The sequence below is a fragment of the Psychrobacter pacificensis genome (assembly GCF_018336615.1).
GTDB lineage: Bacteria > Pseudomonadota > Gammaproteobacteria > Pseudomonadales > Moraxellaceae > Psychrobacter > Psychrobacter pacificensis.
This window is the reverse complement of record NZ_CP048752.1, coordinates 2572421-2598221: the sequence shown is the minus strand read 5'-3', so window position 1 is coordinate 2598221 and position 25801 is coordinate 2572421. Positions and strand designations below refer to the sequence as shown.

Annotated in this window: 23 protein-coding genes; 17 read left to right on the top strand and 6 right to left on the bottom strand. The window is 46.0% G+C overall.

Annotated features, from left to right (window positions below):
- Positions 1 to 14 precede the first annotated feature (14 nt).
- From GYK50_RS11010 to GYK50_RS11000, 3 genes are all read right to left on the bottom strand, one after another.
- Positions 15 to 419: a barstar family protein gene (locus GYK50_RS11010; RefSeq protein ID WP_286707818.1), complete on the bottom strand. Its 405-nt coding sequence runs from the start codon at positions 417 to 419 to the stop codon at positions 15 to 17.
- Position 420: 1 nt separating this feature from the next.
- On the bottom strand, positions 421 to 1164 hold the full coding sequence (locus GYK50_RS11005; RefSeq protein ID WP_071002342.1) for a ribonuclease domain-containing protein: 744 nt from the start codon (positions 1162 to 1164) through the stop codon (positions 421 to 423).
- Positions 1165 to 1286: 122 nt separating this feature from the next.
- Positions 1287 to 2588, bottom strand: coding sequence for a glutamate-5-semialdehyde dehydrogenase (locus GYK50_RS11000; protein WP_071002341.1), 1302 nt, complete (start codon positions 2586 to 2588; stop codon positions 1287 to 1289).
- 364 nt (positions 2589 to 2952) lie between these two features.
- Between GYK50_RS11000 and GYK50_RS10995 the strand changes: the two genes are divergently transcribed.
- The 10 genes from GYK50_RS10995 to GYK50_RS10950 all read left to right on the top strand — a co-directional run bounded on the left by GYK50_RS10995 (position 2953) and on the right by GYK50_RS10950 (position 14569).
- On the top strand, positions 2953 to 3258 hold the full coding sequence (locus tag GYK50_RS10995; RefSeq protein ID WP_071002340.1) for a hypothetical protein: 306 nt from the start codon (positions 2953 to 2955) through the stop codon (positions 3256 to 3258).
- 338 nt (positions 3259 to 3596) lie between these two features.
- Positions 3597 to 4394, top strand: a complete 798-nt coding sequence (locus GYK50_RS10990) for an ABC transporter ATP-binding protein (RefSeq protein ID WP_093067639.1) — start codon at positions 3597 to 3599, stop codon at positions 4392 to 4394.
- A gap of 301 nt (positions 4395 to 4695) precedes the next feature.
- Complete coding sequence (locus GYK50_RS10985) at positions 4696 to 5496, top strand: transporter substrate-binding domain-containing protein (RefSeq protein WP_340050339.1); 801 nt, start codon at positions 4696 to 4698, stop codon at positions 5494 to 5496.
- Positions 5497 to 5651: 155 nt separating this feature from the next.
- Positions 5652 to 6545 (top strand): transporter substrate-binding domain-containing protein, encoded by an 894-nt coding sequence (locus tag GYK50_RS10980; RefSeq protein ID WP_379542920.1) that lies wholly within the window; start codon positions 5652 to 5654, stop codon positions 6543 to 6545.
- Positions 6546 to 6613: 68 nt separating this feature from the next.
- Positions 6614 to 7543 (top strand): ABC transporter substrate-binding protein, encoded by a 930-nt coding sequence (locus GYK50_RS10975; RefSeq protein WP_227674171.1) that lies wholly within the window; start codon positions 6614 to 6616, stop codon positions 7541 to 7543.
- 470 nt (positions 7544 to 8013) lie between these two features.
- Positions 8014 to 8748 (top strand): ABC transporter permease, encoded by a 735-nt coding sequence (locus tag GYK50_RS10970; protein WP_071002335.1) that lies wholly within the window; start codon positions 8014 to 8016, stop codon positions 8746 to 8748.
- Positions 8749 to 8760: 12 nt separating this feature from the next.
- A complete protein-coding gene (locus GYK50_RS10965) occupies positions 8761 to 9486 on the top strand; it encodes an ABC transporter permease (protein WP_093067651.1) in 726 nt (241 codons plus the stop codon).
- A gap of 192 nt (positions 9487 to 9678) precedes the next feature.
- Positions 9679 to 10308 carry a fumarylacetoacetate hydrolase family protein gene (locus GYK50_RS10960; protein WP_379542919.1) on the top strand — a complete coding sequence of 210 codons (630 nt, stop codon included), beginning with the start codon at positions 9679 to 9681 and terminating at the stop codon, positions 10306 to 10308.
- Between the two features lie 282 nt (positions 10309 to 10590).
- Positions 10591 to 12816 carry a PhoX family protein gene (locus tag GYK50_RS10955; RefSeq protein ID WP_212563929.1) on the top strand — a complete coding sequence of 742 codons (2226 nt, stop codon included), beginning with the start codon at positions 10591 to 10593 and terminating at the stop codon, positions 12814 to 12816.
- Between the two features lie 259 nt (positions 12817 to 13075).
- Positions 13076 to 14569 carry an alpha/beta fold hydrolase gene (locus GYK50_RS10950; RefSeq protein ID WP_212563928.1) on the top strand — a complete coding sequence of 498 codons (1494 nt, stop codon included), beginning with the start codon at positions 13076 to 13078 and terminating at the stop codon, positions 14567 to 14569.
- A gap of 35 nt (positions 14570 to 14604) precedes the next feature.
- On the opposite strand, the gene GYK50_RS10945 is transcribed toward GYK50_RS10950, so the two are convergent.
- From GYK50_RS10945 to hslO, 3 genes are all read right to left on the bottom strand, one after another.
- Entirely contained in the window at positions 14605 to 14910 is a 306-nt protein-coding gene (locus GYK50_RS10945; RefSeq protein ID WP_093067664.1) for a hypothetical protein, read from the bottom strand.
- A 113-nt stretch (positions 14911 to 15023) separates the two neighbouring features.
- On the bottom strand, positions 15024 to 15431 hold the full coding sequence (locus tag GYK50_RS10940) for a hypothetical protein (protein ID WP_093067668.1): 408 nt from the start codon (positions 15429 to 15431) through the stop codon (positions 15024 to 15026).
- Between the two features lie 97 nt (positions 15432 to 15528).
- Positions 15529 to 16509 (bottom strand): Hsp33 family molecular chaperone HslO, encoded by a 981-nt coding sequence (gene hslO / locus GYK50_RS10935; protein WP_212563927.1) that lies wholly within the window; start codon positions 16507 to 16509, stop codon positions 15529 to 15531.
- A 407-nt stretch (positions 16510 to 16916) separates the two neighbouring features.
- Here hslO and GYK50_RS10930 point away from each other — a divergent pair, with 407 nt between their 5' ends.
- From GYK50_RS10930 to GYK50_RS10900, 7 genes are all read left to right on the top strand, one after another.
- Positions 16917 to 17903, top strand: coding sequence for a glutamate/aspartate ABC transporter substrate-binding protein (locus GYK50_RS10930; protein ID WP_212563926.1), 987 nt, complete (start codon positions 16917 to 16919; stop codon positions 17901 to 17903).
- A gap of 89 nt (positions 17904 to 17992) precedes the next feature.
- The gene (locus tag GYK50_RS10925) at positions 17993 to 18739 is read left to right on the top strand and encodes an amino acid ABC transporter permease (RefSeq protein WP_071002328.1); all 747 of its coding nucleotides are present in this window, start codon (positions 17993 to 17995) and stop codon (positions 18737 to 18739) included.
- A complete protein-coding gene (locus tag GYK50_RS10920) occupies positions 18736 to 19407 on the top strand; it encodes an ABC transporter permease subunit (RefSeq protein ID WP_071002327.1) in 672 nt (223 codons plus the stop codon). Before GYK50_RS10925 ends, GYK50_RS10920 begins: the two co-directional genes overlap by 4 nt.
- A 174-nt stretch (positions 19408 to 19581) precedes the next feature.
- The gene (locus tag GYK50_RS10915) at positions 19582 to 20313 is read left to right on the top strand and encodes an amino acid ABC transporter ATP-binding protein (RefSeq protein ID WP_071003697.1); all 732 of its coding nucleotides are present in this window, start codon (positions 19582 to 19584) and stop codon (positions 20311 to 20313) included.
- A gap of 330 nt (positions 20314 to 20643) precedes the next feature.
- The gene (locus GYK50_RS10910) at positions 20644 to 21903 is read left to right on the top strand and encodes an FAD-dependent oxidoreductase (protein WP_212563925.1); all 1260 of its coding nucleotides are present in this window, start codon (positions 20644 to 20646) and stop codon (positions 21901 to 21903) included.
- Between the two features lie 305 nt (positions 21904 to 22208).
- Positions 22209 to 23987 carry an AMP-binding protein gene (locus GYK50_RS10905; protein WP_071002325.1) on the top strand — a complete coding sequence of 593 codons (1779 nt, stop codon included), beginning with the start codon at positions 22209 to 22211 and terminating at the stop codon, positions 23985 to 23987.
- Between the two features lie 126 nt (positions 23988 to 24113).
- Positions 24114 to 25724 carry a carboxyl transferase domain-containing protein gene (locus GYK50_RS10900; protein ID WP_093067677.1) on the top strand — a complete coding sequence of 537 codons (1611 nt, stop codon included), beginning with the start codon at positions 24114 to 24116 and terminating at the stop codon, positions 25722 to 25724.
- Positions 25725 to 25801: the final 77 nt, after the last annotated feature.

Sequence of the window (25801 nt, the reverse complement as noted above, 5' to 3'; positions counted from 1 at the left end):
TCATTTTTCCACCGCTAAGTGTCATTCTCAAAGGGCACAATAATCCACAGTTGCGGCTTACCAAAGTCACTATAAGCATCTTCTATAATGCTTTTAAAAATAGTGAAATCTTCGGTGTTTATCTTTTTTATTACCGTCAAATCAAGCACTAAGTGCTGCACATCGCTGTCTGTCAGACAGTCCCATGCACTGTCCCAATTGTGTGAAAAATAGCTGGGGAAGTGGCAGGCACGCGCCAGACTCGTCAATAGCGTGGTTTTGTCCAGTGTGTCACACGCAGGTATGGTAACAGCCTGAGTAGGAATGACGGCAGATAGCGCTGTACCGTTTTGGTTAATGGGGTCTTGACTGACATAGTGGATGGCTTGGCTCGTATCTTTCTGATTCATGGCTTTTTGACTAATATCCTTTGGTTTCATATTAGGGTACCTCAAGCTTTTGAAAACTGTCATAATGATCGACGGTTAAGTAATAAACAGTGGGCGGGCGACCACCTGTGACGATACGCCTTGCACCGCGATGGGAGACGCCAGGGGTGGGTACGGTGTATTCACGGTAATAGCCTTGCGATTGTGCTGGCAGTCTGCCTTCACGGTTATAAAACGTCGTGCCGTCCTTATTGGGATAAGGGTATGGCCCGCCTTGTTGAATCAGCGCAATCGTCTTATCGACTTGTGCATCGCCTGTGATGCTAGTGGTCGCTGTGTCAGTTGTGGCGACTTGACTGGTATTGTCAGACGTATACTGAGATAACGTCGAGCCTAAATCGCCAAAGAAGTAGACAGCGACAGCGATAATGGCAATGAGGCTAAATAGGGTACTGCCTAGGCTTCTCTTGTTGCGAGAGCTATTTTGACGAGTGTTTTGATGGTTGCGATTTGAGGGCCGGCTGTGATTATCTCGTTTGCTATTATTGGGCATCTGCCTTGGTGTATTTGGTGCAGTATCTGGTTCAATGCTGAGTACGGCTGACGTCACTTTGGTGGCACGCAATTGGTTTTTATCATTACGACTACTCGTGAAATAGACACGTCGACCAACCGCTATCGGCTCCGCCAAACTTACTTTGCTAATATGAAAAAACACGTCTTCATCTTGATCATCGACATCGATAAAGCCATAGCCTTTTTCGTGATTCCAATGTTTAATCTTGCCGCTTTGCATGGTGGCACCGCTCCTTATTGTTTAGATGTCCGTAATATAGATAGCTATGATTATCATAAAAAAACGCCAGCACAATGGCCGACGTTCTCAAACGCTCGATTCAATCATGAATACAGATTTAGTTATGCACGTACTTCACCATGACCATAGACGATCCATTTTTGCGAGGTCAGTCCTTCAAGACCCACTGGGCCACGCGCATGGATTTTGTCCGTTGAAATACCAATCTCAGCACCAAGACCATATTCAAAGCCATCAGCAAAACGGCTAGAAGCGTTAATCATCACGCTTGCTGAGTCCACTTCACGAATGAAGCGTTGCGACTTGGTATAGTTGTCCGTGATGATGACATCGGTATGATGGCTGCCATGTGTATTGATATGTTCAATCGCCTCATCGATACCGTCGACGACTTTTACCGCAAGAATAGGGGCAAGATATTCTGTATCCCAGTCCTCAGAGGTAGCAGCAGACAAGTGACCGTTTAAGGTGATCACATCGGCCAAGATACTCTCAGCACTTTCGTCAACACGCAGTTGCATGGCATCATCGGCCTCGATAATGGCAGTGGCAATCTTTGGTAATAAATCTTTGGCGATAGAGGCATCAATCAGCAGCGTCTCCATCGTGTTGCACGTACCATAACGATGGGTTTTGGCATTGACACTGACTTTGATGGCAATCTCAGGATCCGCATCGCTATCGATAAAGGTATGGCAGTTACCATCTAGATGCTTGATCACAGGGACGCGGGCGTCGTTGCTAATACGCTCAATCAGACCTTTGCCGCCACGCGGTACGATGACGTCCACATATTCAGTCATGGTGATCAGCTCACCAACGGCAGCTCGATCGGTCGTTTGCAATACTTGAACGCTGTGCTCAGAGAGATCCGTCTGACTGAGACCTTTTATGATGCATTTGGCAATCGCTTGATTGGATTCAAACGCTTCAGAGCCACCGCGTAAGATGATGGCGTTGCCTGATTTTAGTGCCAGTGAAGCAGCTTCTAAGGTTACGTTAGGACGCGATTCATAAATCATGCCAACGACGCCCAGTGGCACACGCATTTTGCCCAAATGAATCCCTGATGGCTGATAAGTCATATCCGTCACTTCGCCGATTGGATCAGGCAGGCTCGCCACGTCTTTTAGGCCTTGGAGCATAGCGTTGAATCGTGCTTCGTTTAATTCCAAGCGATCGAGCAGAGCGCTATCAAGCTCGTTTTTGTGACCGTTGTCCATATCGATTTTATTGGCTGCCAAAATATCTGGCTTGGCATTGACTAGCTCATCATGAATGGCCATGAGTGCTGAGTTTTTGTCGCCTGTGTTGGCTGCCGCGAGCGCACGAGAAGCGGCTCTGGCTTGCTTGCCAACAGACTGCATGTAGGTGGTAATATCCGTCGTATTTGCTTGACTCATCAATTATTCTCCTTATGTGATATCAGTTTTATATAAATAAAAGCGCCTAAAAAGGCGAAAATTTAGCAAAAAATCAGTTTTGAATGCCTATTTAGCGGTCCATAGGTCATTATGCTATTTAACATAGAGGAGATTGCGGCGATAGTAAAGATGATTTTGTGAACAGAACCCGCTTTACAAAGCATCAAAGTGACTTTACAAAGGGTTGCTTCAAATATTTTGTGAGCTGTGTTTACGTGCCTTTAACAGAACTGCGCTGTAAATACTAAGGTAGCTGCGATGTATCATCAGTATAGTAGGCACTAAGAAAACGGCACTATCAATAAATGACGCTGAATCATATGACAAGTAATGGAGAATAACGATGACGATTAAAAACACGACATACAAAAACTGGATGACGGTTGGCTTGGTTGCAGGGGTGCTTGCGCTCAGTGCTTGTAGCAAAGACGAGACACCAATGGAGACGCAAGCGGATACAAGCGTTGACGCTCAAACCAGCGTTGAAGAGAATGCAACCGCAACTGCGAGTAGCTCTGATGACATCGCCGTTGCTAGCGCCGATGACGGTATGGCTGTCAGTACAGGGGATGATGTGGCTGTGGCAACCGCAGATGATGCAGAAGTACTGGATGGCACCGAAGATTCAGAGCATGTATCGACGTACTAAGTTTTATGGCGCGCCAAACGCTATGATAGTGTGTTGGTCAATATAGCATTATCAGATAAAACAACGCCTGGCACGCGAAAGTGATAAAATAAAGCCCAGAGCGATAAATATGGTCTGGGCTTTTTTGTGCCAGTCAGTTATCCAGTACTGATTAACTGACTGGTTAAACACAAGATTTGCCTTTTTACTGTGTAATAAGAGACAATATGGCATTTTTCTCTTGGCCTGCTCAGGCGTAGCATTAGCATAATAATGCTATAGATACTTATACTATATATACGGCTCTTATTTATTTTTATTCGTGTTTTCACTCATATTTATTGGAAGTCTGCTGAACCATGCTTGATACTGCAAAAAAACCAACTCGGCCTATCGCCCTAGACTTACAAGACATCCATAAAAGTTATGGCTCATTAGAGGTGCTCAAGGGAGTGTCTTTGACGGCCTATGATGGTGATGTCATCTCTATTTTGGGCTCATCTGGCTCAGGTAAATCAACCTTGCTGCGCTGCATTAACTTGCTTGAAAATCCCAATCAAGGTCGTATCCTGATCGGCAATGAAGAGCTGATGCTAAAACCTGCTAGATCAGGTGAGCTGCAAGCGGCGGATGTTAAGCAGTTAGAGAGCTTGCGTGCTCGCGTTGGGTTCGTCTTCCAAAACTTTAATTTGTGGCCACATAAGACGATTTTGCAAAATATTATTGAGGGTCCAACGCAGGTTCTCAAGATCAAAAAAGCCCAAGCGATCAGTGATGCCGAAAAACTGCTCGACAAAGTCGGTTTGCTCGATAAAAAAGACGCTTATCCAGCGAACTTATCTGGTGGTCAGCGTCAGCGGGTTGCCATTGCGCGCGCGCTTGCCATGCAGCCGCAAGTGCTATTATTTGATGAGCCAACCTCGGCGCTAGACCCTGAGTTGGTCAATGAAGTACTTGCTGTCATGCGAGAGCTGGCAGAAGAGGGTCGCACTATGCTGATCGTCACTCATGAGATGCGCTTTGCCCGTGAAGTATCAAGCAAAGTGGTCTTCTTGCACCAAGGGGTGGTTGAAGAGATCGGCACACCTGAGCAAATCTTTGACAATCCTACCTCCGAGCGCGTCAAAGATTTTATGGCCTCGCATCGTCCGCACTAATCCTGTCCAAGCTATAAATCAGATGGTGGTAGCGCCCTACCGACTTTACCGCCATCGAATCCTATCAAATATAAAAATCACTATACCGTAACTATTGTTTATCCTTTATTGCCCAATAGTCACGGTGAGTATGCAAAACGTTTGTTTTTGATTTTTTACTCAGGTATTATCAAAAGGTTTATAGTCGGCCAATTTTAACGGCTGTCCATTATTCTGCTATCTATATTGCTTGTCTGTCAGGGACGTCAGAGAACAAAGTATCAGAACCCCATATCCATACCCATCAGAATTTAAGGAACATATGATGTCGAACGCTCGTCTATTGTGGTCATCGATGACCATCTCTGCTGCGCTCATGCTAAGCGCTTGTAGCCAACCTGCCGATGAAACTACCGAAGCCAGTGCCGATGCACCTGCCGCAGAAACGACTGGCAAAACCATCCGCATTGCAACCGAAGGCGCTTATCCTCCGTTTAACTATACCAATGCTGATGGCAGCTTGAGCGGTTTTGATGTCGATGTTGCCAATGCTTTGTGTGAGCAGATGCAAGCCAACTGTGAAATCGTAGCGCAGGATTGGGACGGTATTATCCCAGGTCTATTGGCACAAAAATATGATGCCGTTATCGCCGGTATGTCAATCACGGCTGAGCGCCAAGAAAAAGTCGATTTCAGCGAGCCGTATTTTGCCAATACGATGGTATGGCTCAGCAACACTGATGGCAGCTTTGATCCAATGGCGATCCAAAACGTCACGCTTGGCGGTCAGCGTTCTACCACGCCAGGCGCTTATCTACAAGATAACTACGAAGGCAAAGATGGCAATACCGTTCAGCTATATGACAACTACGACAATGCCTACTTGGATCTAAAGTCTGGTCGTAGCGATGCAGTATTGGCCGAAAAAGTCTCTGCCAAATCATGGCTCGCTGACAATAAAGAAGGTTTCGGTATCGTTGGTGATGAGATTGATAACGATGACAATATTGCTATTGCCGTGCGTAAAGGTGATGGACTCAAAGCGGAGTTTGATAAAGCATTGAGCGAAATCCGTAGCAACGGTGAGCTTGCCCGTCTTGAGCAGCAACACTTTGGTCAATAATGACTCACTAAAGATTGCTGCGAATACGCGCGCGCCACTGACAAGTACTGAGTAAGTGGCGCTCAATAAGGCATCAAGCAGCACGTAATAAGTGACGATATGGCTGGTAACTATATTAAGGAATAATAGGTATGACACTTTCAATAACATCACTAATGACCTCATCAATGAGCAAAAAAGCATTGTGGATTGCGCCATTCAGCGCCGCGATGCTAATGCTAGCAGGTTGTAACAACAGCTCAGCACCAGCAGAAAGCGCTGAAGCTGATACCGCGACTGAAGCACCTATGAACATCAAAATCGCGACAGAATCAAGCTACAAGCCTTTTAGCTACACAGATGCTGATGGCAAACTGATCGGCTACGAGATTGAGTTGGTTGACGCATTATGTGCACAAATGAAAGCAGAATGTGAAGTCATCTCTCAAGATTGGGATGGTTTGATTCCAGGGCTTAACGCACAGAAATTTGATGCCGCCATCGCTGGTATGTCAATCACCCCTGAACGTAAAGAAGTGGTCGACTTCAGTGACCCTTACTTCCATAGTGGTATCATCCTCATTGGTAAAAAAGGCGACGATATCAGCATCGATTCGCTCAAAGGTCAACCAATCGCTTCACAGCGCTCTACCGTGGCCTCACAGTATCTACAGGACGAGCACGCGGATGCTGATATCAAGCTATATGATACTCAAGACAATGCCTATTTAGATCTAACCTCAGGTCGTGTGCGCGGTATGATGTCTGATAAAGTCACTGGTATTGACTGGCTAAAAACAGACGCCGGCAAAGACTATGAAGTAAAAGGTGATGAGATCAGCAGCGACGATGATGCAATGGGTATTGCATTCCGTAAAGGCGATCCATTGGTTGCTAAATTTAATGCGGCATTGGCTGAGCTAAAAGACAACGGCACTTATGATCAAATCACTGGCAGTTACTTTGGTACCAGCTCGACCGCTGCGGCACAAAAAGCAGTCGTGACAGATGGCGTCGATGAAGTCATAGTCGTTGAAGAAGACGCACCAGCTGAAGCGGCAACGAACTAAGACGACGTCTTCTGCATAGACCGTTATTTTGAAAAGTGTTGTTTACCCAAGAAAACCCAAGGATGATCATGAGCAATCACTGTGTTCCAGTCCGTGCTACGACTGGCAAATCTATTATTAGCGCTATGACGAGCAGTCGTCTATCTGTGCCATTGCTCGCACTGGCGACTATTTTTACCATCGCTGGCTGTAGCAATAGCCAAGAGAATGCGGCCGATACCAGTTCTGATACGACCGAAATAAAGGCAACTAAGGATGACGTACTTCGTATTGGTACGGAAGGGGCGTATGCACCTTTTAACTATACCAATGCGGATGGGACACTGGGTGGTTTTGACGTTGAGATAGCCAATGCCATCTGTGCCGATATGCAGGTGACTTGTGAGATTATGGCGCAAGACTGGGACGGTATTATTCCTGGTCTAAAAGCCGGTAAGTATGATGCGATTGTCGCGGCGATGTCCGTTACGCCAGAGCGTGCAGAGCAGGTTAGCTTCACTGATCCATACTTTAGCAATACCCTGGTTTTTTTGGCCAAAAAAGACAGCAGTTTTGACCCTAGTAACCAAAGCGACATCGACGCTCACTCGATTGCCGCACAGCGCTCGACCATCTCATCACAGTGGCTTGAAGACACATATCCAAACGCTGACATGAAGCTTTATGATACGTTGAGCAATGCGTTTTTGGATCTAGGATCAAACCGCGTCGATGCGATGATCTCTGATAAGTTGCCTGCGATAGAGTGGCTGAGCTCTCCTGCTGGTAGTAAATATGCACTAAAAGGTGACGAGATTGATATCAATGATAACTTTGCGATAGCAGTACGCCCAGGCGATCCGCTACAAGCAAAGATCAATCAATCTTTAGCCAATATAAAGGCCAATGGTACGTATGACAAAATCAATCAACAGTATTTTGCTATACCAGAATCTGCGATGCAGACCTCAGATGCAGACACGCCTGAGCAGCCAGTCGCAGAGACCGCCGGTCAGTAATTTTACCAGCTGCACGCTACGGCTTTCATAAGAAAGGTTTATAGCCAATAACAGTTGATTGTTTCTTAATAAAAGGATATTACCATGATGGTGATGTCCTTTTTTATTATTCCATAAACGTATCGTATGGTCGTGGCATAGTCATCGTTATTCACTATTCGCTTTACTCAAATTTAGTCAGTTCGTTTCAAGCGTATTTGCCCAAGTATCTGTTTAAGTACGGTTTAGGCACAGCTTTTACGCGTCAGGATTAACATCACGGCGAGCGAATATGATAAAATCAGCGCTCATTTCTACTGTGTCAATTATCGCAGCGCCAACCGTATTGCTCTGACGTCATTTTTTTTGACGACGACCATCTGTATTAAGGTGGTATAAAATACGGTGATGGACTGCGTTCAGCTATTGATGCTGATTCTTTTAACTCATATTTTGCAAATTGCTAATATAAAGAGACTGAGTGGATAATCGTGTTTGACTTACAAGGATTTGGCGCGCTTTTATTAAGCGGCGCTACCGTCACCATACAGCTTGCCGTGACCAGTTTAATCATTGGTCTGGCCTTAGGCTTGCTCGGCGCAACCGCAAAGATGTCCAATATCTGGTTGTTGCGTAAGCTTGCGACTGTCTATACTGCGACGATGCGTGGTATTCCTGAGTTGCTATTGGTGCTCTTTATTTATTATGGCGGCTCAATCTTATTGATGAGCATCCTCAAAAAGTTCGGCTACAACGACTATGTCGAGATTAGCGCTTTTTGGGGCGGTGTTATGGCGCTGTCGATCGCGTTTGGGGCGTATGCGACTGAGATTTTTCGCATGTCGATTCAAGAGATTCCGATAGGGCAACGAGAAGCGTCGCAAGCGATTGGTATGCGTCCTTTTCAGACCTTTTATCGCATTACGTTGCCGCAAGTATGGCAGATTGCATTACCAGGTTTGGGCAATTTATTTTTGGTACTGCTCAAAGACACGGCGCTGGTGTCTGTGGTGGGTCTCAAAGACATCATGTATCAGTCGTCGCGTGCTGCGCAGTCAACACAGCAGCCGTTTACCTTTTATATGGCAGCCGCGATTATTTATTTGGGTCTGACCATGTTGATTACTGGCTTTATGATGTGGCTTGAGTGGCGCGCCAATCCAGCGGCACGCTATGCCAAAAAGATAAGCCGTCAATCCACTCACAGTCAATCGACCATAGGATAGAGGAGAGATACTATGGATTGGAATTGGCAGGTCATTTTTGATCATATACCTGATTTACTGGGCGGTGCGGTACTGACTATACAGCTGGTCGTGATCTCAGGTATTGTCGGATTGTTTTTTGGTTTGATTCTAGCGCTGCTGCGCTTGTCGAAGAGCTGGTTAGTACAGATATTGCCATTTCTTTATATTTTCTTTTTCCGCGGTACGCCGCTGCTGGTGCAGATATTCCTGATTTACTATGGTCTTGGTCAGTTCGGGGCGGTGCGTGAGTCGTTTTTATGGGAGCCGGTGCTCAGTCAAGCATACTGGTGTGCCATCATCGCCTTTACCCTAAATACCAGTGCATATCTGGCAGAGATTATACGCGGTGCGATTCAGACGATACCTGTCGGTGAGCTTGAGGCGGCCGATGCGCTTGGTATGTCAAAATGGCAGAAGCTGACACGTGTAACGTTGCCGCGTGCGTTTGGTATTGTGATCCCAGCCTACAGTAATGAAGTTATCTTTATGCTAAAGGGCAGTGCGCTCGCATCGACCATCGCGTTGATGGATATTACGGGGGTGGCTCGTACGATCAGTGCGCGTACCTATACGCTGATGGAGCTGTTCTTTGCCGCGGGTATCGTTTATCTTGTGCTGTCATGGGTTATCTTGTTTAGCTTTAGACTGTTTGAAAAACGTATGAACCGACACGCCAGCTATGTGCCACCAGATGTGATGACCAACACGATTCCATAGAGAGTCACTAGTCATGAATGGTCGCCAAGATGACAATAAAGGTGACAGTAGACAATATAGTAGGGATTGCTGAAAAATATTTATCATTTATAGGGAGAGTCTAGTATGAGCCAATCGCCACATATGTCATTAGCAAATGCCATCACCGCTGGGGTCAGTGAAGAACAAAGCATTGAGCAACACAATGAGCGTCTGCGTAGCTCTATTGGCAAAGTCGTCTGCGTGGGGCGTAACTATGCGGCGCATGCAGAAGAGCTTGGCAATGAGGTGCCATCATCACCCATATTGTTTATGAAGCCCGCCTCTTCTGTGGTATCTACTCGCCATGATGTGATCCGTCCCAATCCAGAGATATTTGGCGGGACGCATTACGAGGCTGAGCTATGTATTCAGCTGTCAGCTGACTTGTCGATGGCAACGATTGAGGAGGCACAGCAAGCGATTGGCGGGGTGACGTTGGGGCTGGATTTGACCTTGCGCGATTTGCAAAGCACCCTTAAAGAAAAAGGTCATCCATGGGAGCGTGCCAAGTGTTTTGATGGGGCATGCGTGCTTGCTGACTGGATCGACCCGCAAGCGTTTGGCAATCTTCAGAATGTCCATTATCAGCTCACCATCAATGATAAGCTGGCGCAAGACGGTGATAGTGCTTTGATGCTGTTCCCTGTCTATGAGCTGCTGGTCAATATCAGCCATGCTTTTAGCTTACAGGCAGGTGATGTGATTATGACTGGCACACCAAGCGGCGTGGGTGTACTACAAGCAGGCGATAAGCTCAAACTAACATTGGGTGCTCATGAATGGGTAACACAAGTGCAGTAAGCTTGCTAAATGAACCAGTACTAGTGGTCATAAATATCAAAAAGCCCTGAGCCATTGCTTGGGGCTTTTATTTTTTAGACTTTATATATTTTTTCAAAATTTTTTAATACTTATATCTCTCAATAATTGTTTGTACAGTTATTGTCATCAGTTTGTCATCTATCGTTCAGCGTGCTGTCATAAAGAGTCAGTAGACTTAAGCGGAATTCGTATTTTTGTGGCTGTAATGTGAAGCCGCGACCCACTCTCCGCCAATCTAGCCCAATAGCAAGGTGACTGATAATGACATTATTGAATAAAGAACTAGAGCTCGCTCACGAAATCGTTGAAGATTCAAACCCTACTAATAATACTGATTTTCAGACGGTTATTAATCGCCGTCTGAATCGCCGTAGTATTCTAAAAGGTGGTACAGGGTTGACGGCAGCAGCGTTTTTTGGCGCGCTACCTTTGGTTGGTTGTAGTGATGACGATGACAATATCAGTAGTCCTATTGTCGAAGATGGCAATGATGCTGCTATTCCTGCGCAGGGTGATTTGAAGCGTCCTGAAACCTTAAAGTTTAAGGCCGTAGCGCACTCAACTGCTGAAAAGATGACGGTGGCAGAAGGTTACAAGGCAGAGATGATACTGCCGCTTGGCACACCGCTGATGCCTGGCCTTGACGACTGGAAAGACAATCGTGAGCAGTCGGCAGAATCATTTGAATGGCGCATGGGCGATAACCATGATGGCATGTGGTTCTTTGGCAAAAACAGCAATGCGTACGATGCCAAAGCCTCAGAGAATGGCCTACTGGTTATGAATCACGAATACGTCAATAGTGAGGAGCTAAGTCCGTTTGGCTATTATGTCATCGAAGATAAAGATGCTGCGCCTTTATTCCAACGCCGCCGCCTTGCCAGCGATGTGCGCCGTGAAGTCAACTGCCATGGTGTGGCCGTGGTTGAGATGAAGCGCCGCGCAAATGGCATGGGCTATGAGATGGTGCCAAACTCCAAATACAATCGACGTATCACTAGTAGTACGACTGCGCAGTTGGCAGGCCCTGTGGCAGGTTCTGATTTGGTCAAAACCAAGTTTGACCCAACAGGTTTTCAGACGCGCGGCATTAATAATAACTGCGGTGCAGGTTTGTCACCTTGGGGCACTTACCTGACCACAGAAGAGAACTTCTTGGGTGTGTTTGCGCGCGGACAAGATGCCAGTCAGTTAAGCGCCAGTGATAACTATGGTCGCGAGCGTTACGGTGCACCAGAAAACTCTCCAGGCTCTAGATATCTATGGCACACGCCTGGCGCCAAAGACGCCATCATCACAGACGAGTTTTCACGTTGGGATATGACCGCTGTTGGTGCTAGTGCTGCTGATGATTATCGTAATGGTTTCAATACCTTTGGCTATATCACTGAGATTGATCCGTTTGACCAAAACTCTACACCGCAAAAACGTACCGCCATGGGCCGATTTGCCCATGAAAACTGTGCCTATGCACCTGTTGAACAAGGCAAGCCTGTTGTGTTTTATATGGGTGATGATGCGCGTGGTGAGTATATTTATAAGTTCGTCTCAAAAGCGATGTGGTCAAACAATGATATCGGTGGTGGCCTAAAAGCGGGTGATAAGTATCTCAACGAAGGCACACTATATGTTGCTATCTTTAATGAAGATGGCAGCGGCGAGTGGAAAGCACTTGTGCAAGGTCAAAATGGACTAGATGCCTTCAATAGTGCGTTACCATTTAATAGCCAAGATGAAGTGCTGGTCTATGCTCGCGCTGCTGGCGATGCCGCTGGCGCCACCAAGATGGATCGACCAGAATGGGTATCGGTCAGTCCTATGACGGGCGATGTCTATGTGACATTGACCAACAATAAATATCGCGGTGTGCGTGAGGACCAACCTTTATCAGCTGCTAACCCGCGTAGCTATCAAGTCAATGGCAAACCAAGTGGTAATGACAACGGTCATATCATTCGCTGGGCAGAGACGGGCGGCGATCATGCCGCAACCAGTTTTGAATGGGATATCTATCTGTTTGGTGCACCAAGTAACTTGTCCGCAGAGAATTTATCGCAGTTAAGTGCTAGCAATGATCTGTCTTCTCCTGATGGTTTGTATTTTGATCCACGTGGTGTGTTATGGATTCAAACGGACGATGGTGCGTATACCGACACTACCAGCTGTATGCTGCTTGCGGCATTACCGGGCAAAGTCAGCGATGGTACTACCATCACGACGTCAGCAGGACAGCAAACACGCATTGGCATGCCGGCTAGTAACGACAATATCAAACGCTTCTTTGTCGGCCCTGAAGGCTGCGAAGTCACCGGTATTACCATGACACCAGATTTCAAAACACTGTTTATCAATATTCAGCATCCAGGTAATACATGGGGTGCGGTCGCTGGCGGTAGTACTCCGCGCTCAGCAACAGTCATGATTACCAAAGAAGACGGCGATGTCATATTGGCGGAATCATTTGAGTCGGCAGCCAGCCCGGCATAGCTCGGTAAGCGCTAGATGACAAAATAGTAGAAATGGCAGAAAGGCGTATTTACTAAATAAAAATCCCAAGTTTCGGCTTGGGATTTTTTTCTTTTGATGCATATATTAGTTAATGCTTTAACAATAATAAAGATACCGTTTATCAGCCATACGTCTCTTTTGGTTACAAACGAACGCTAAAACTAAATCATTCGCTTCTATTTGCGACTGTTAAAGGATAGTATAGAAAAACTCCCTTTTCGCTAAACGTGCCAATACTATGAGCAGTCAAAATTTGTTTTATAACAACCGTGTTAGTGACAGTAGCGCTCAGAATGATAGCAGTTATACGCGTAATCGCCATGAGCTTGATGCGCATTTTTTCTCAGCTGATAGCGTGCCACGGCATGGTGATTTGTATGAGCAGATAGATCAACTCGAAGCCATCGATATGGATGAGCTGGTCAAATTATTGGCAGACACAGACGACAATGAGGAAACGATCAAAACCCCTGTCTCTTTGGCGGATTTTTTTGAAGGGTTGGCGCAGCTTGCGACCATGGGAGTGGTTGAGATGACTGAAATCGTCGAGTCCATTCATCGTGAAGTGATTCTACGTCCGTTAGGTCGATTCAACGACAAGCACCTAAATAAATGGCAGCGCGGTTTCACGGGGCGCACCTATGGCACGATACGTCATATCATGCTCATGGTCGGTAACAATCTGGCCTCGGTACTACGAATATACAAAAACTTCATCGTGCAAAAAACAGATCAGCCACTACCTGACTCACTAAAAAAGCTGGTCAATGTCATCAATGGTGTCATGGGTGATCATCTGGTCAACAATCAAAATGCCCTCGCAATTCCGATGATGTTATACACTAAAGATGGTAAGCCCCAAAGTGAGCGACTAGCAGGGCGTATTGTCATTTTGTGCCATGGCTTGTGCATGAGTCACTTAAGCTGGCAGTCGCAAGAAGGCAATGATCTGGGCGAGGCGATTCATATCAGCCAGCCCGATACCACCGTTCTGTACTTAGATTACAATACAGGTCGACGTATCTCACGCAGTGGTCGTAAATTCTCTCAATTACTACAGGACGTGGTCGATAATAACCCAAATATTACTCAGATAGATTTGGTGGGTCATAGCATGGGCGGCTTGGTGGCGCGCAGTGCGCTGTTTTATGGTGAGCAAGAGCGCCTAGATTGGATAAAGCGCGTGGGCAATCTCATCACCTTAGGTTCACCGCATCATGGGGCAGTGCTTGAGCGTATCGGTAATTATGTGCAAGACATCATCGCCAAGTTGCCATTTGCAGGCTCGCTTGCAAAGCTCGGTGACATGAGGAGTGCGGGTATCATTGATCTGCGTCATGGCAGTATTCGTGACGCTGACTGGAAAGCCTTAGAGGGACGCAGCGTATTACCACAAGACTTTCGTCATCCTGCGCGCCTGCCAAGTGGTATTAAAACTTACTTTGTCGCCAGTGCATTGATTGAGACACATTACGAATCTAAGATGACGGATTTGCTAGGAGACAGCTTGGTATCGGTCGCATCCGCGTTAGGTGAAGATGATGCTGAGCATGCGTTGTTTGTACCAGATGGTCATAAAGCGGTGTTTTATGGCGTCAATCATCTTAACTTAATCTATAGCAGGCGAGTGCGTGAGCAGGTCGTTGAATGGCTGCTCGATAATGGTCTAAGCGACTATGCTGGACGTCCGCGCATACATTCTTACCCTAGAAGTTTGGCTGTGGCGATGTAAGCTGATGTTATTTAGCATTAAATGTATTAGTAGTTTTAAAGGTAAGTATGGTTGATTTTCTTATTAAGCTTTAAGGAGTCACTTTTTATTTGCTCTAAAACCTCATTTAACTGGTCTATATTCTTTAGAAGCAAGTTACCTTGAATATTTTGCAGCCTTGTCTTTTCTTTATATGAATTTTTCTCACTTTCTGCAAGAAGATTTTTGATTTGCCCATTATTGTTGGTAGCTTGCAATAAAAAGGCTTCTCCCATAATATTGAGAGTTTTGTCTAAATTTTCTTTATTAGACTTCTTGCATAAGTCATCGTCAGCCCTTGTAACTCCGTCAATGGAAGTCAATGAACTGGTACTTTTGCAAGAGATCTATTATATAAATCAAATTCTGTTCTGTAATGTACAAGCCAAATTAGAAATTTTTCGGAAAGGTCTGGGCTTATGACCGTAATATTTTTTTAAATGCTTTTATCTATAGCCAAATATGTTGTTGATAACTCAGTATAAAGCCCTGACATTAAAAACCAATGACCTATCTTACTTTCTGTAGTCATTTCATTCCAGTTAGGAAATTTTGAGTGAGTTAGCTTTTCAAATGTAATAGTTAAGCTTAATAGTTCATCATAAACTGCTATTTTTCGATCAAATAACTTTTGATATGTTTGCTGTGATATTTGATGAAAATGCTCATTTTTAGTGAGTAGTTTTTCATGATCTTGTTCAAGTCGTTTTAAACGCTCATCAATAGCTGCTTGCTCTTTTCGTCCAATTCTTTCAAGGTAAATTTTACCGAGGTAGATTATAAGCCCACCTAAAACAGCATTGCCACCCAAGTTGATAATCAATTCTTGCCAAAAATTACTCATAGCAAATACCCATACTTTAAAGACTTAGTATAGAACAAAAACCCCTCAAGCATCACACTTGAGGGGTTTTTGACACAGATGCTTAGTGATAAAAAACTTACTCAGCAAATACCGCTGCCACATCATCTTTGTTGAATTTATAGACTTCACCGCAGAATCCGCAGTCCATCTCAAACGTACCGCCTTGCTCTTCGACGATATCTAACGCTTCTGCTTCGCCGATTTGCTCGATGGCCATCTCACATTTCTCGCGTGAGCACGTGCAACCAAACGTTAGGGGAACAGGCTCAGGGGCGACAACGTTTTCTTCGTGATACAAGCGATACAGAATCTCATTGGCATCCAATGTCGTCAGCTCTTCTGCCTTGACTGTGCGCGTCAACACGCTCAGACGTGTCCATAGATCATCGTCGATACCTGCATCTTGGTTTTGCTCAACCTCAAAGTTTTCTTCTGCAGTACGCGGTAACATCTGTACCAAGATACCACCCGCTTGCAAGCCATCAGATGCTAGGTTAATGAGCGTTGGAATCTGTGCTGATTGCTTTTGATAATGCGCCAAGCAATCTGCCAGATTGTCATGGCTACGCTCAACGATACCTTGGTACGCTTCGCCACCTTCAGGGTGAATATTAATGAACAATACCCCTTGTCCCATAGCACCCAGCTCAGCAAAGGCATCTTTGGCATGGATCATATTGTCCCAAGCCTGCAATTGCTCATCCGTCTCGCCTTTCCAGCTGGCAAGCGCACGGATGATACCGTCTTGATCGCATTCTGCCATCGCCCAATTCAGCAAGCTATCGCTGTCTGATGACTGCAATTGGATAGAGAGACGACCGTTAATTTTGACGGTACTGATAAGTAAACTCGCTGCCGTCAGCATCTCGCCCAATAAGCGTTTGATGGCTTCAGGGTAGGGCTTTTGCGCAATTGTACTGGCGTAACTGCGTGATAGGCGTACCACATCGCCGCGCACGGGCGAGTCTTCAATAAAAAAACGTTGGCGTATGTCGTTGTCGCTATGAGTGCCAGCAGTTTGGCTGTCCGTGTTAGGGACTTGAGTATCTTGTGTCATAAGTCATTTGTAGTATTAAGAAGTTGTTAGCTTTATGGGGACTATGGCCAATTTATCAATCGTAGCAACCACAATATTATGATCACAATGTTTTCTTGATTATATGTACCAATGAGGGACAAATCTAGGTATGGATGAGTCAGCTATCTGTCTATTTCTATAGTGATGCAGTAATCAGGAACCAGCGGCTTTTAGGTAAAAAATAAATATATTCCAAAATATCACATCCTTCAAAAAAAACTTACCATCTAACACAAATTTGTTGTACAGTAACATTGAGTTGCATTGTGACAAACAACAGCAACAACCGTAAGGATGCGGGGCAATGAGATCGGTCAATCAGACTCGTGTCTTCAAAGCACTCATTCAATCTTGTGATAAAAGCTTGTGATAAAAGGATGTATTCCATGACCCACTTATTTTCTAAACCGTTGACTTTGGCGGCCTTTATGGCATTGGGCTTAGCTGGCTGTAACAACAGTAGCCAGACCACAGCCGAAGCGCCAGCTGCAGATGATGCCACCACGACAGAAGCTGCTGCCACGGATACCAACGGCACGCTACAAAAAATCAAAGACTCTGGCACCATCGTCGTCGGTCACCGTGACTCCTCTATTCCATTTTCTTATATTGCTGATGATCCTAATCAGCCTATCGGCTATGCCCACGATTTAGAAATGAAAGTCGTTGAAGCCGTTAAGCAAAAGCTAAACATGCCAGATCTCAACGTCCGTTATAACTTAATCACCTCACAAACGCGTATCCCATTGGTACAAAACGGCACGGTGGATTTTGAGTGTGGCTCAACCACCAACAACGAAGAGCGCCAAAAACAGGTTGCCTTCTCTAATGGTTTCTTTGAGATTGGTACGCGTCTGTTGACCAACAAAGACTCTGGTATTCAGAATTTTGAAGACCTAAAAGGTAAAACCCTTGTCACCACGGCAGGTACGACCTCAGAGCGTTATATCCGTCAGTACAATGATGACAACAAAATGGATATGAACATCATCTCAGCAAAAGACCACGGCGAAGCCTTTTTGATGTTAGAAAACGGTCGTGCTGATGCCTTTATGATGGATGATGTGTTGCTCGCAGGCGAAAAAGCCAAAGCAAAAAATCCTGATGAATGGGTTATCGTTGGTGAGCCACAATCGTTTGAGATTTATGGCTGTATGATGCGTAAAGACGATCCTGAATTCAAAGCTGTGGTCAATGAAGCGTTAAATAATGTCTTTAGCTCAGGCGAAATCAATAGCATTTATGACAAATGGTTCTTGAACCCAGTCCCACCGAAAAACGTCAATCTAAACTTTGAGATGTCTGACAACTTAAAAGCGTTGATTGCCAATCCGCATGACGGTGCTCAGCCAAAAGCGGCGACCGCTCAATAAGCTCTTTGTCCCTCAATATGGCTTGTCTATAGGTCAGATATTATGTTTCTGACCTATAGGCTTATGAATCGCTGCTCGGAGAGACAACCATGAATTATAGCTGGAACTGGGGTGTGCTCTTTGAGCAAACTGGTATCGGTAACGAGCTTTATATCCATTGGATGATTACAGGTCTTGGCTGGCTGCTATTGATCGGCAGTATCGCATGGGCCATCGCCATGGTCGTCGGTACCATCTTAGGCATCATGCGCACGCTGCCGAGCAAGACGGCGCGAGCGATTGGTACGGCTTATGTGACATTCTTTCGTAATATTCCACTGCTGGTACAATTGTTCTTTTGGTTTTACATCGCACCCGGCTGGCTGACGCCAGCAATACAGGAGTGGTGGTATAAGGACTTGTCGCCGAATACCTCAGCAATGCTATCGGCAAGTATCGGTCTTGGCTTATTTACCGCTGCTCGTATCGTTGAGCAAGTTCGTACAGGGATTGAATCCCTACCTGATGGACAGACCAATGCCGCATATGCACTGGGTTTTAGTATTCCGCAAGTCTACAAAGAAGTGCTGCTACCACAAGCCTTTCGTATTATCTTGCCGCCGCTTAGCTCGGAGCTGACCAACTGCTTCAAAAACGCCTCTGTCGCCTCGCTCGTTGGGGTAATGGAACTGATCAGTCAAACCAAAACCATCAGTGAATACACGCAGAACAGTATTGAGATTTATACCTACGCGACGATTATTTACCTCGTTTTCAATTTATCATTGATTGCTCTGATGGGGCTTATCGAGCGTAAATTGCGTGTGCCTGGGCTTATTGCGGGAGGTCAGAAATGAGTATGATGACCGAATTGGCGACAGCCTATCCTGGTTTGATGGGCGGTATGATCACCACCTTAAAAGTGCTGTTCTTGGCAATTATTGGTGGTATCAGCCTAGGCACGATACTAGCGTTGATGCGCTTGTCTGGTATCAAAGCGCTTGAAGTACCTTCGAGGCTATACGTCAACTATTTCCGCTCAGTGCCGCTGCTATTGGTACTACTGTGGTTTTATTTTGCTGTACCGATGATTTATTTTTGGATAGCAGGTAAGTATCTACAAATCAATGCCGCTTTTGCCTCTTGTGTGGTGGCCTTCATGATGTTTGAGGCCGCTTACTTCTCAGAGGTGGTGCGTGCAGGTATTCAATCGATCGGTAGCGGACAGGTCAATGCTGCCAAAGCGCTTGGCATGACTTACGGGCAGACCATGCGTCTGGTTATCTTGCCGCAAGCCTTTCGCAAAATGCTGCCGCTGATTTTGCAGCAGTGTATTATCTTATTCCAAGATACGACACTGGTATTCGCCATTGGTTTGACGGATTTTTTCCGCGCCGCCTACGTCCGCGGTGAGCTCATGGGCTTACTCACCCCTTATATCTTAGGGGCGGGTGCTATCTACTTTGTGATTAGCTTAAGTGCGTCTATGGGCGTGCAGCAGCTACAAAAACGCTTGCGGTTTTAATAGATGTCTCGCTTAGGATTTTGAGCGTTAAAATTGTGGTTTGGTATTTTGATTTAATTTTTAAACGACGGTTATCGATAATAATGTGGTTAGGAGCCAGTGATGAGCAATGCTGATACATACATAAATTCCTTTGGTGGACTGGTGACTAACAATGGCCATGCGACGGATGAAATGGTCATTCAAATGTCCAATGTCAGCAAATGGTACGGCGACTTTCAAGTACTAACTGATTGTACTGCCCACGTGCATAAAGGGGACGTGGTCGTCGTTTGTGGCCCTTCAGGTAGTGGTAAATCGACGCTGATTAAGACCGTTAATGGACTTGAGCCTTTTCAAAAAGGTGAGATCATGGTCAACGGCATCTCTGTCGGTGATTCAAAGACAAATCTGCCTAAACTACGTAGCCGTGTCGGCATGGTGTTTCAGCATTTTGAATTGTTTCCGCATTTGACCATTATTGATAATTTAACGGTTGCCCAAATCAAAGTATTGGGGCGTAAAGAAAGTGAGGCGAAGCAAAAGGCCATGGCGTATCTAGACCGCGTTGGTCTGACGGTACAAGCGGCAAAATACCCAGCCGAGCTCTCTGGCGGTCAGCAGCAGCGTGTGGCGATTGCACGCGCGCTTGCCATGGATCCTGTGGCGATGCTCTTTGATGAGCCAACCTCAGCGCTCGATCCTGAGATGATTCAAGAGGTGCTTGACGTCATGGTCGAGCTGGCGCGTGAGGGCATGACCATGATGTGCGTGACCCATGAGATGGGTTTTGCCAGTCAGGTTGCCAACCGTATTATCTTTATGGATGAAGGGCATATCGTTGAGAACTGTAGTAAAGACGAATTCTTTGAAGGGGCGAAAAGTGATCGTGCGCAGATGTTCTTATCGAAGATTTTGAATCATTAATCACCTTGGCTGTATTGATGCTAGTGCTTCAAACATAAATGAAATCATCAATAAAGAGCGTCTATTAATAGGCGCTTTTTTATGGGCGTTAATCTAGCAATTTGGTTTATAGTCAATCAATATTAAAAGTGGTACAAGGCAGACGAGTGCAAGTACTACAGTAGTAGGCTAAACGGGTCTAACGCTGTAACGCTTTAATAGTGGTTCGACTATAGATGAATATGTGATTGGTTATACGGTTAGATAGGTGAGTGCATGTCTGTTTACTGATACAATGGCGCTCATACTTGTTGATAATTAGAATAATTCATAAACCATATTGGAGTTTTTATGAGCGTAGACAATCTATCCGTAGCATCGGCAACCTCATCAAAAAATGGGGTTGTCATCATTGGCGCAGGCTTGGCAGGCTGGCATGTGATTGATGCGATTCGTGCAAAAGATGCAGATATTCCGATTACCTTGATCACCTCCGATAGTGGCGATCGTTATCACAAGCCGATGCTGACCATGGCGATCAGCCAAAACAAGCGCGCATCAGACCTAGTACGAGCAACAGGTAGCGACGCAGCAAAAACCGCAGGCGTGACGTTGCTGGCTGACACACAGGTCACAGATATTGATACGGCAACCCAGCAGTTACAGCTTATCTCTGCTAATAGACCAGATCCCGCCCACACCGATTATGCGACGATCAATTATGGTAAGTTGGTGCTAGCGATGGGTGCGCATCCTATTTTCCCCAAAAGCTTGCCAGAAGATTTGGTCTGGCATGTCAATCATATCGAGCAGTTCGGTCAGCTACAAGAAAAGCTGGCAACCGGTAGCCAGCACGTCGCCATCGTTGGCGCTGGTATGGTCGGGACAGAAATCGCGGAAGACTTGCTAAAAGCAGGTCATCAAGTGACCTTGATTGATTTGAACGATGCGCCATTATCACAAATGCTACCAGCCAAAGCGACGGCACGTATTGCCAAAGCAATTGAGTCACAAGGTATTCAGTTTTTGGGCGGCTCTCAAGTCTCTGCTGTTACCCGCGTGAGTGGCAATGACGACAGCAGCGATAGCGAAAAGCTAAGAGTAGACTACGCACCGCTCGCCTCAGCCGAAGGCAGTACCGATGCAGAGCAACCTGAGCCATTGATCGTAGACCATGTGATTGCCAGTACAGGTCTGATCGTCGATGGGCAGCTGCCAGCAGCGGCGGGCGTTACGTTTGACCGTCGTACGGGTATTGTGGTTGATGAATCGACATTGCGCACCGACACCGCACACATCTATGCCATTGGTGATTGTATGTCTATCAATGGGGTTGCCTGTCGTTATGTGGCGCCATTACGCGCACAGGCTGCGACCATCGCTGATGATATCTTAGGGCACGAGCACAGCGGTTATGATCATAAACCACCGATGATTCGTCTAAAGAACAAAGCGATTTCGGTGATGGTAACGGGTGTGCCAAACGCGGCTGGTAATTGGCAAGTGAAGACGGAAAGCGATGATGAACTCATCATGGACTTGCTAGATGACACTGATGCAGTGAGCGCGACCGTGACAATCAAAGCGCCTGCCACTCCCAAAGCCTCCTGATAGACTTGTTTAAAAAGCAAGTTTAAAAGATCACGTTACTGGTTGAGCCAGCCCATTCCTTATGATGGGGCTGGCTTTTTTATGTCAAAAACCTGCCATGATTTTATGTTACTTTTTACTAAGCATGAATATCGAATATCCAATTAAATGATACATACCGTATTGATATTGTTGACATGCTTTCATTTATAGCGTTATAGTAGTTGAATGCTATATCAAACCGAATCAAGGAAGAAGGTTTGCTCGCCAGCGATTAATCAGCACTATCTATAAATACTATAAAAAGTAAAACGAAAGGACTCGTTATGACTCAAAACTCTAATTTCGATGAGACTCACGTTGATTTTGACGCTATTTTGGATAATATCCCTAGTATCAATATGGGCGCACGCTCAGCAAATGCGCCGCTCACCCAAAGCTATGATAAAGGTCCTGATGTACCGCTGATTGAAGCGACCATCGGTGACTTTTTTGATGCTATTGTGTCCAAATATCCTGAGCGCGAAGCGCTGGTCGTCTGTCATCAAAATATTCGCTGGACATATCGTGAGCTACAGCAGCAGGTCAATCAGCTATCCAGTAGCATGATTGAGATGGGGCTTGAGATTGGTGATCGCATCGGGATTTGGTCACACAACAATGCTGAATGGTTGCTGATGCAACTCGCCACCGCAAAAGTCGGCGTTATTCTTGTCAATATCAATCCTGCCTACCGTACCTTTGAGCTGCAATATGCCCTGAACAAACTCGGCTGCTCAGCACTGGTGCTTATGCGCCATTTTAAAACCAGTGACTATGCCAGCTTGATTCGTGAGCTCTGTCCTGAGATTTACCATAAAGATTATACCCAGCTTGATTTGGTTGAGATTCCAACGATTGAACGTATCATTTGGATTGATGAGCCAGACTCTGATGAGGTCTTTGGTTTTATGCAAAAGTTCTCTGCATGGATGGCGGAAGGCGACGCCAACGATCCACGCGTGGCCGAGCGTCAAGCCCAGCTCAAAAATACTGATGCCATCAACGTGCAGTTCACCAGTGGCACGACAGGCACACCAAAAGGCGCAACCTTAAGCCATCGCAATATTCTTAATAACGGCTACTTCATTGGTGAGGCCATGAATCTCACGGAAGCCGACAGACTGTGCATTCCAGTACCGTTGTATCATTGCTTTGGCATGGTGCTTGGTAACCTCGCGATTCTCACGCACGGTGGTTGTATTGTCTATCCAAACGATGGCTTTGAGCCGTTGACGGTATTAAAAGCGGTTGAAGAAGAGAAATGTACGGGTCTACATGGCGTACCGACGATGTTTATCGCGGAGCTTGATCATCCTGAGTTTGAAAACTTTGATTTATCCACTTTGCGTACAGGTATCATGGCAGGCTCTAGTTGTCCGATTGAGGTCATGCGCCGCGTCATCGACAAGATGCACATGAGTGAAGTCACCATTGCCTATGGTATGACAGAGACCAGTCCAGTCTCTTGCCAGACCAATGAGTACACCCCTCTTGAGAAGCAAGTCTCGACCGTAGGATTGGTACAGCCTGCACTTGAGGTAAAAGTGATCGACACCGAGACGGGCGAGATTGTGCCTATCGGAGAGACTGGCGAGCTACTCACGCGTGGTTATTCCGTGATGAAGGGCTATTGGGGTAGCCGTTTTAAAACGCGAGAAGCCATTCAAGATGGTTGGATGCACACGGGTGATTTGGCAACGATGGATGAAGACGGCTATGTGAAAATCGTCGGCCGGAGTAAAGACATGGTGATTCGCGGTGGTGAAAACATCTATCCGGTTGAGATCGAAAACTACCTTTATCGTCATCCCAAGATTCGCGATGTGCAAATCGTTGGCATACCCGACGAGCGTTATGGTGAAGTGCTCGCAGCATGGATTATTCCTAAAGAGCCGGGCTGCTTGACGGAAGAGGAAGTCCGTGAATTCTGCAGCGAGCACATCGCTCATTATAAAGTGCCTGCTTACTATCGCTTTGTCACTGAGTATCCAATGACCATCACGGGCAAGATTCAAAAGTATAAAATTATTGAGCAAATGAAAGAAGAGTTGGGTTTGTCGTAAGCTTATTTATCAGCTCTAAAACACTAAAGATGAACTATGTGGGTCATACTTAAAAAATAGCAGTTGGATCATTCATATAAAAGCTACTCGCATTTACGTATCTATGTATCAAAGAAAAGGGACATCATGAGCGCTATCATAACCAGTAAACTGAGTCCAAACTCAAGCGACTTTCAGCAAAACAGTGCGGCGATGCAAGCGATCGTCGATGATTTGTATGTACACTTGCGTAAAGTCGCCCAAGGTGGCTCAGAGCGCGCCCGTGCCAAGCATCTAGCACGTGGCAAGCTACTACCACGCGAGCGAGTCGAGCGTTTGCTTGATGTGGGTACGCCGTTTTTGGAAGTGGCACCGATGGCAGCGCATGACATGTATGGCGAAGAGATTCCAGCGGCTGGCGTGATTGCCGGTATTGGTCGTATTAATGGTATTGAGTGTATGATTGTCTGTAATGATGCCACGGTAAAAGGTGGCACCTACTACCCAATGACAGTCAAAAAGCATTTGCGCGCGCAAGAGATTGCGCAAGAAAATCATTTGCCGTGTGTTTATTTGGTTGATTCAGGTGGTGCTAATTTACCCAACCAAGATGATGTGTTCCCTGATAAAGAGCATTTTGGCCGTATCTTTTTTAACCAAGCCAACCTCAGTGCGGCAGGTATTCCGCAAATCGCGGTGGTCATGGGTAGCTGTACGGCTGGTGGTGCTTATGTGCCTGCCATGAGCGATGAATCTATTATTGTCAAAGAGCAAGGCACTATCTTTTTGGGTGGGCCTCCACTGGTCAAAGCAGCAACTGGCGAAGAGGTGAGTGCAGAGGATTTGGGCGGCGGTGATGTCCATACGCGGCTCTCAGGCGTGGTCGATCACTTAGCGCAAAACGACACGCATGCGTTATCCATCGCCCGTAATATCGTCAGTCATTTGAATCGCCCTGCCAAACACATTCCTAATCAAATTACGCCCAAGCCGCCACGTTATGACGCCAAAGAGCTGTACGGTGTCATTCCAACGGACAAGCGCAAGCCATTTGATATCAAAGAAATCATCGCCCGTATCGTTGATGACAGTGCATTTGATGAGTTCAAAGCACGTTTTGGCACGACATTAGTGTGTGGATTTGCGCATATCGAAGGGATGCCTGTGGGTATCATTGCTAATAACGGCATTCTATTCAGTGAGTCGGCGCAAAAAGGCACGCATTTCATCGAGCTGTGCTGTAAGCGCAAAATTCCATTGGTATTTTTGCAGAATATCACAGGCTTTATGGTTGGGCGTAAATACGAAAACGAAGGCATTGCCCGCCACGGTGCCAAGATGGTGATGGCAGTTGCCAATGCCAAAGTACCGAAATTCACCGTTATCGTTGGTGGCTCGTTTGGCGCGGGTAACTACGGTATGTGTGGCCGTGCTTACAGTCCGCGCTTTTTGTGGATGTGGCCAAATGCCCGTATCTCTGTCATGGGCGGTGAGCAAGCAGCGTCAGTACTGGCAACGGTCAAGCGTGATAACTTTGATCGCAAGGGTGAGGCGTGGAGTGAGGAAGATGAAGCGGCATTTAAAGCGCCAATTCGTGAAATGTATGAAGCGCAAGGTCATCCGTATTATGCCACCGCGCGCCTGTGGGACGATGGCGTGATTGATCCTGCTGATACCCGTCATATATTGGCATTGGGGCTGAGCGCTGCCTATAACGCACCGATTGAAGAGACGACGTTTGGTGTCTTTAGAATGTAAGCGCCAAGGTCTGCTCGTGATGAGAGAGTGGTGCGACAATCTTTTTAAATACGATTCTACCGCGACATCGGGTTTTG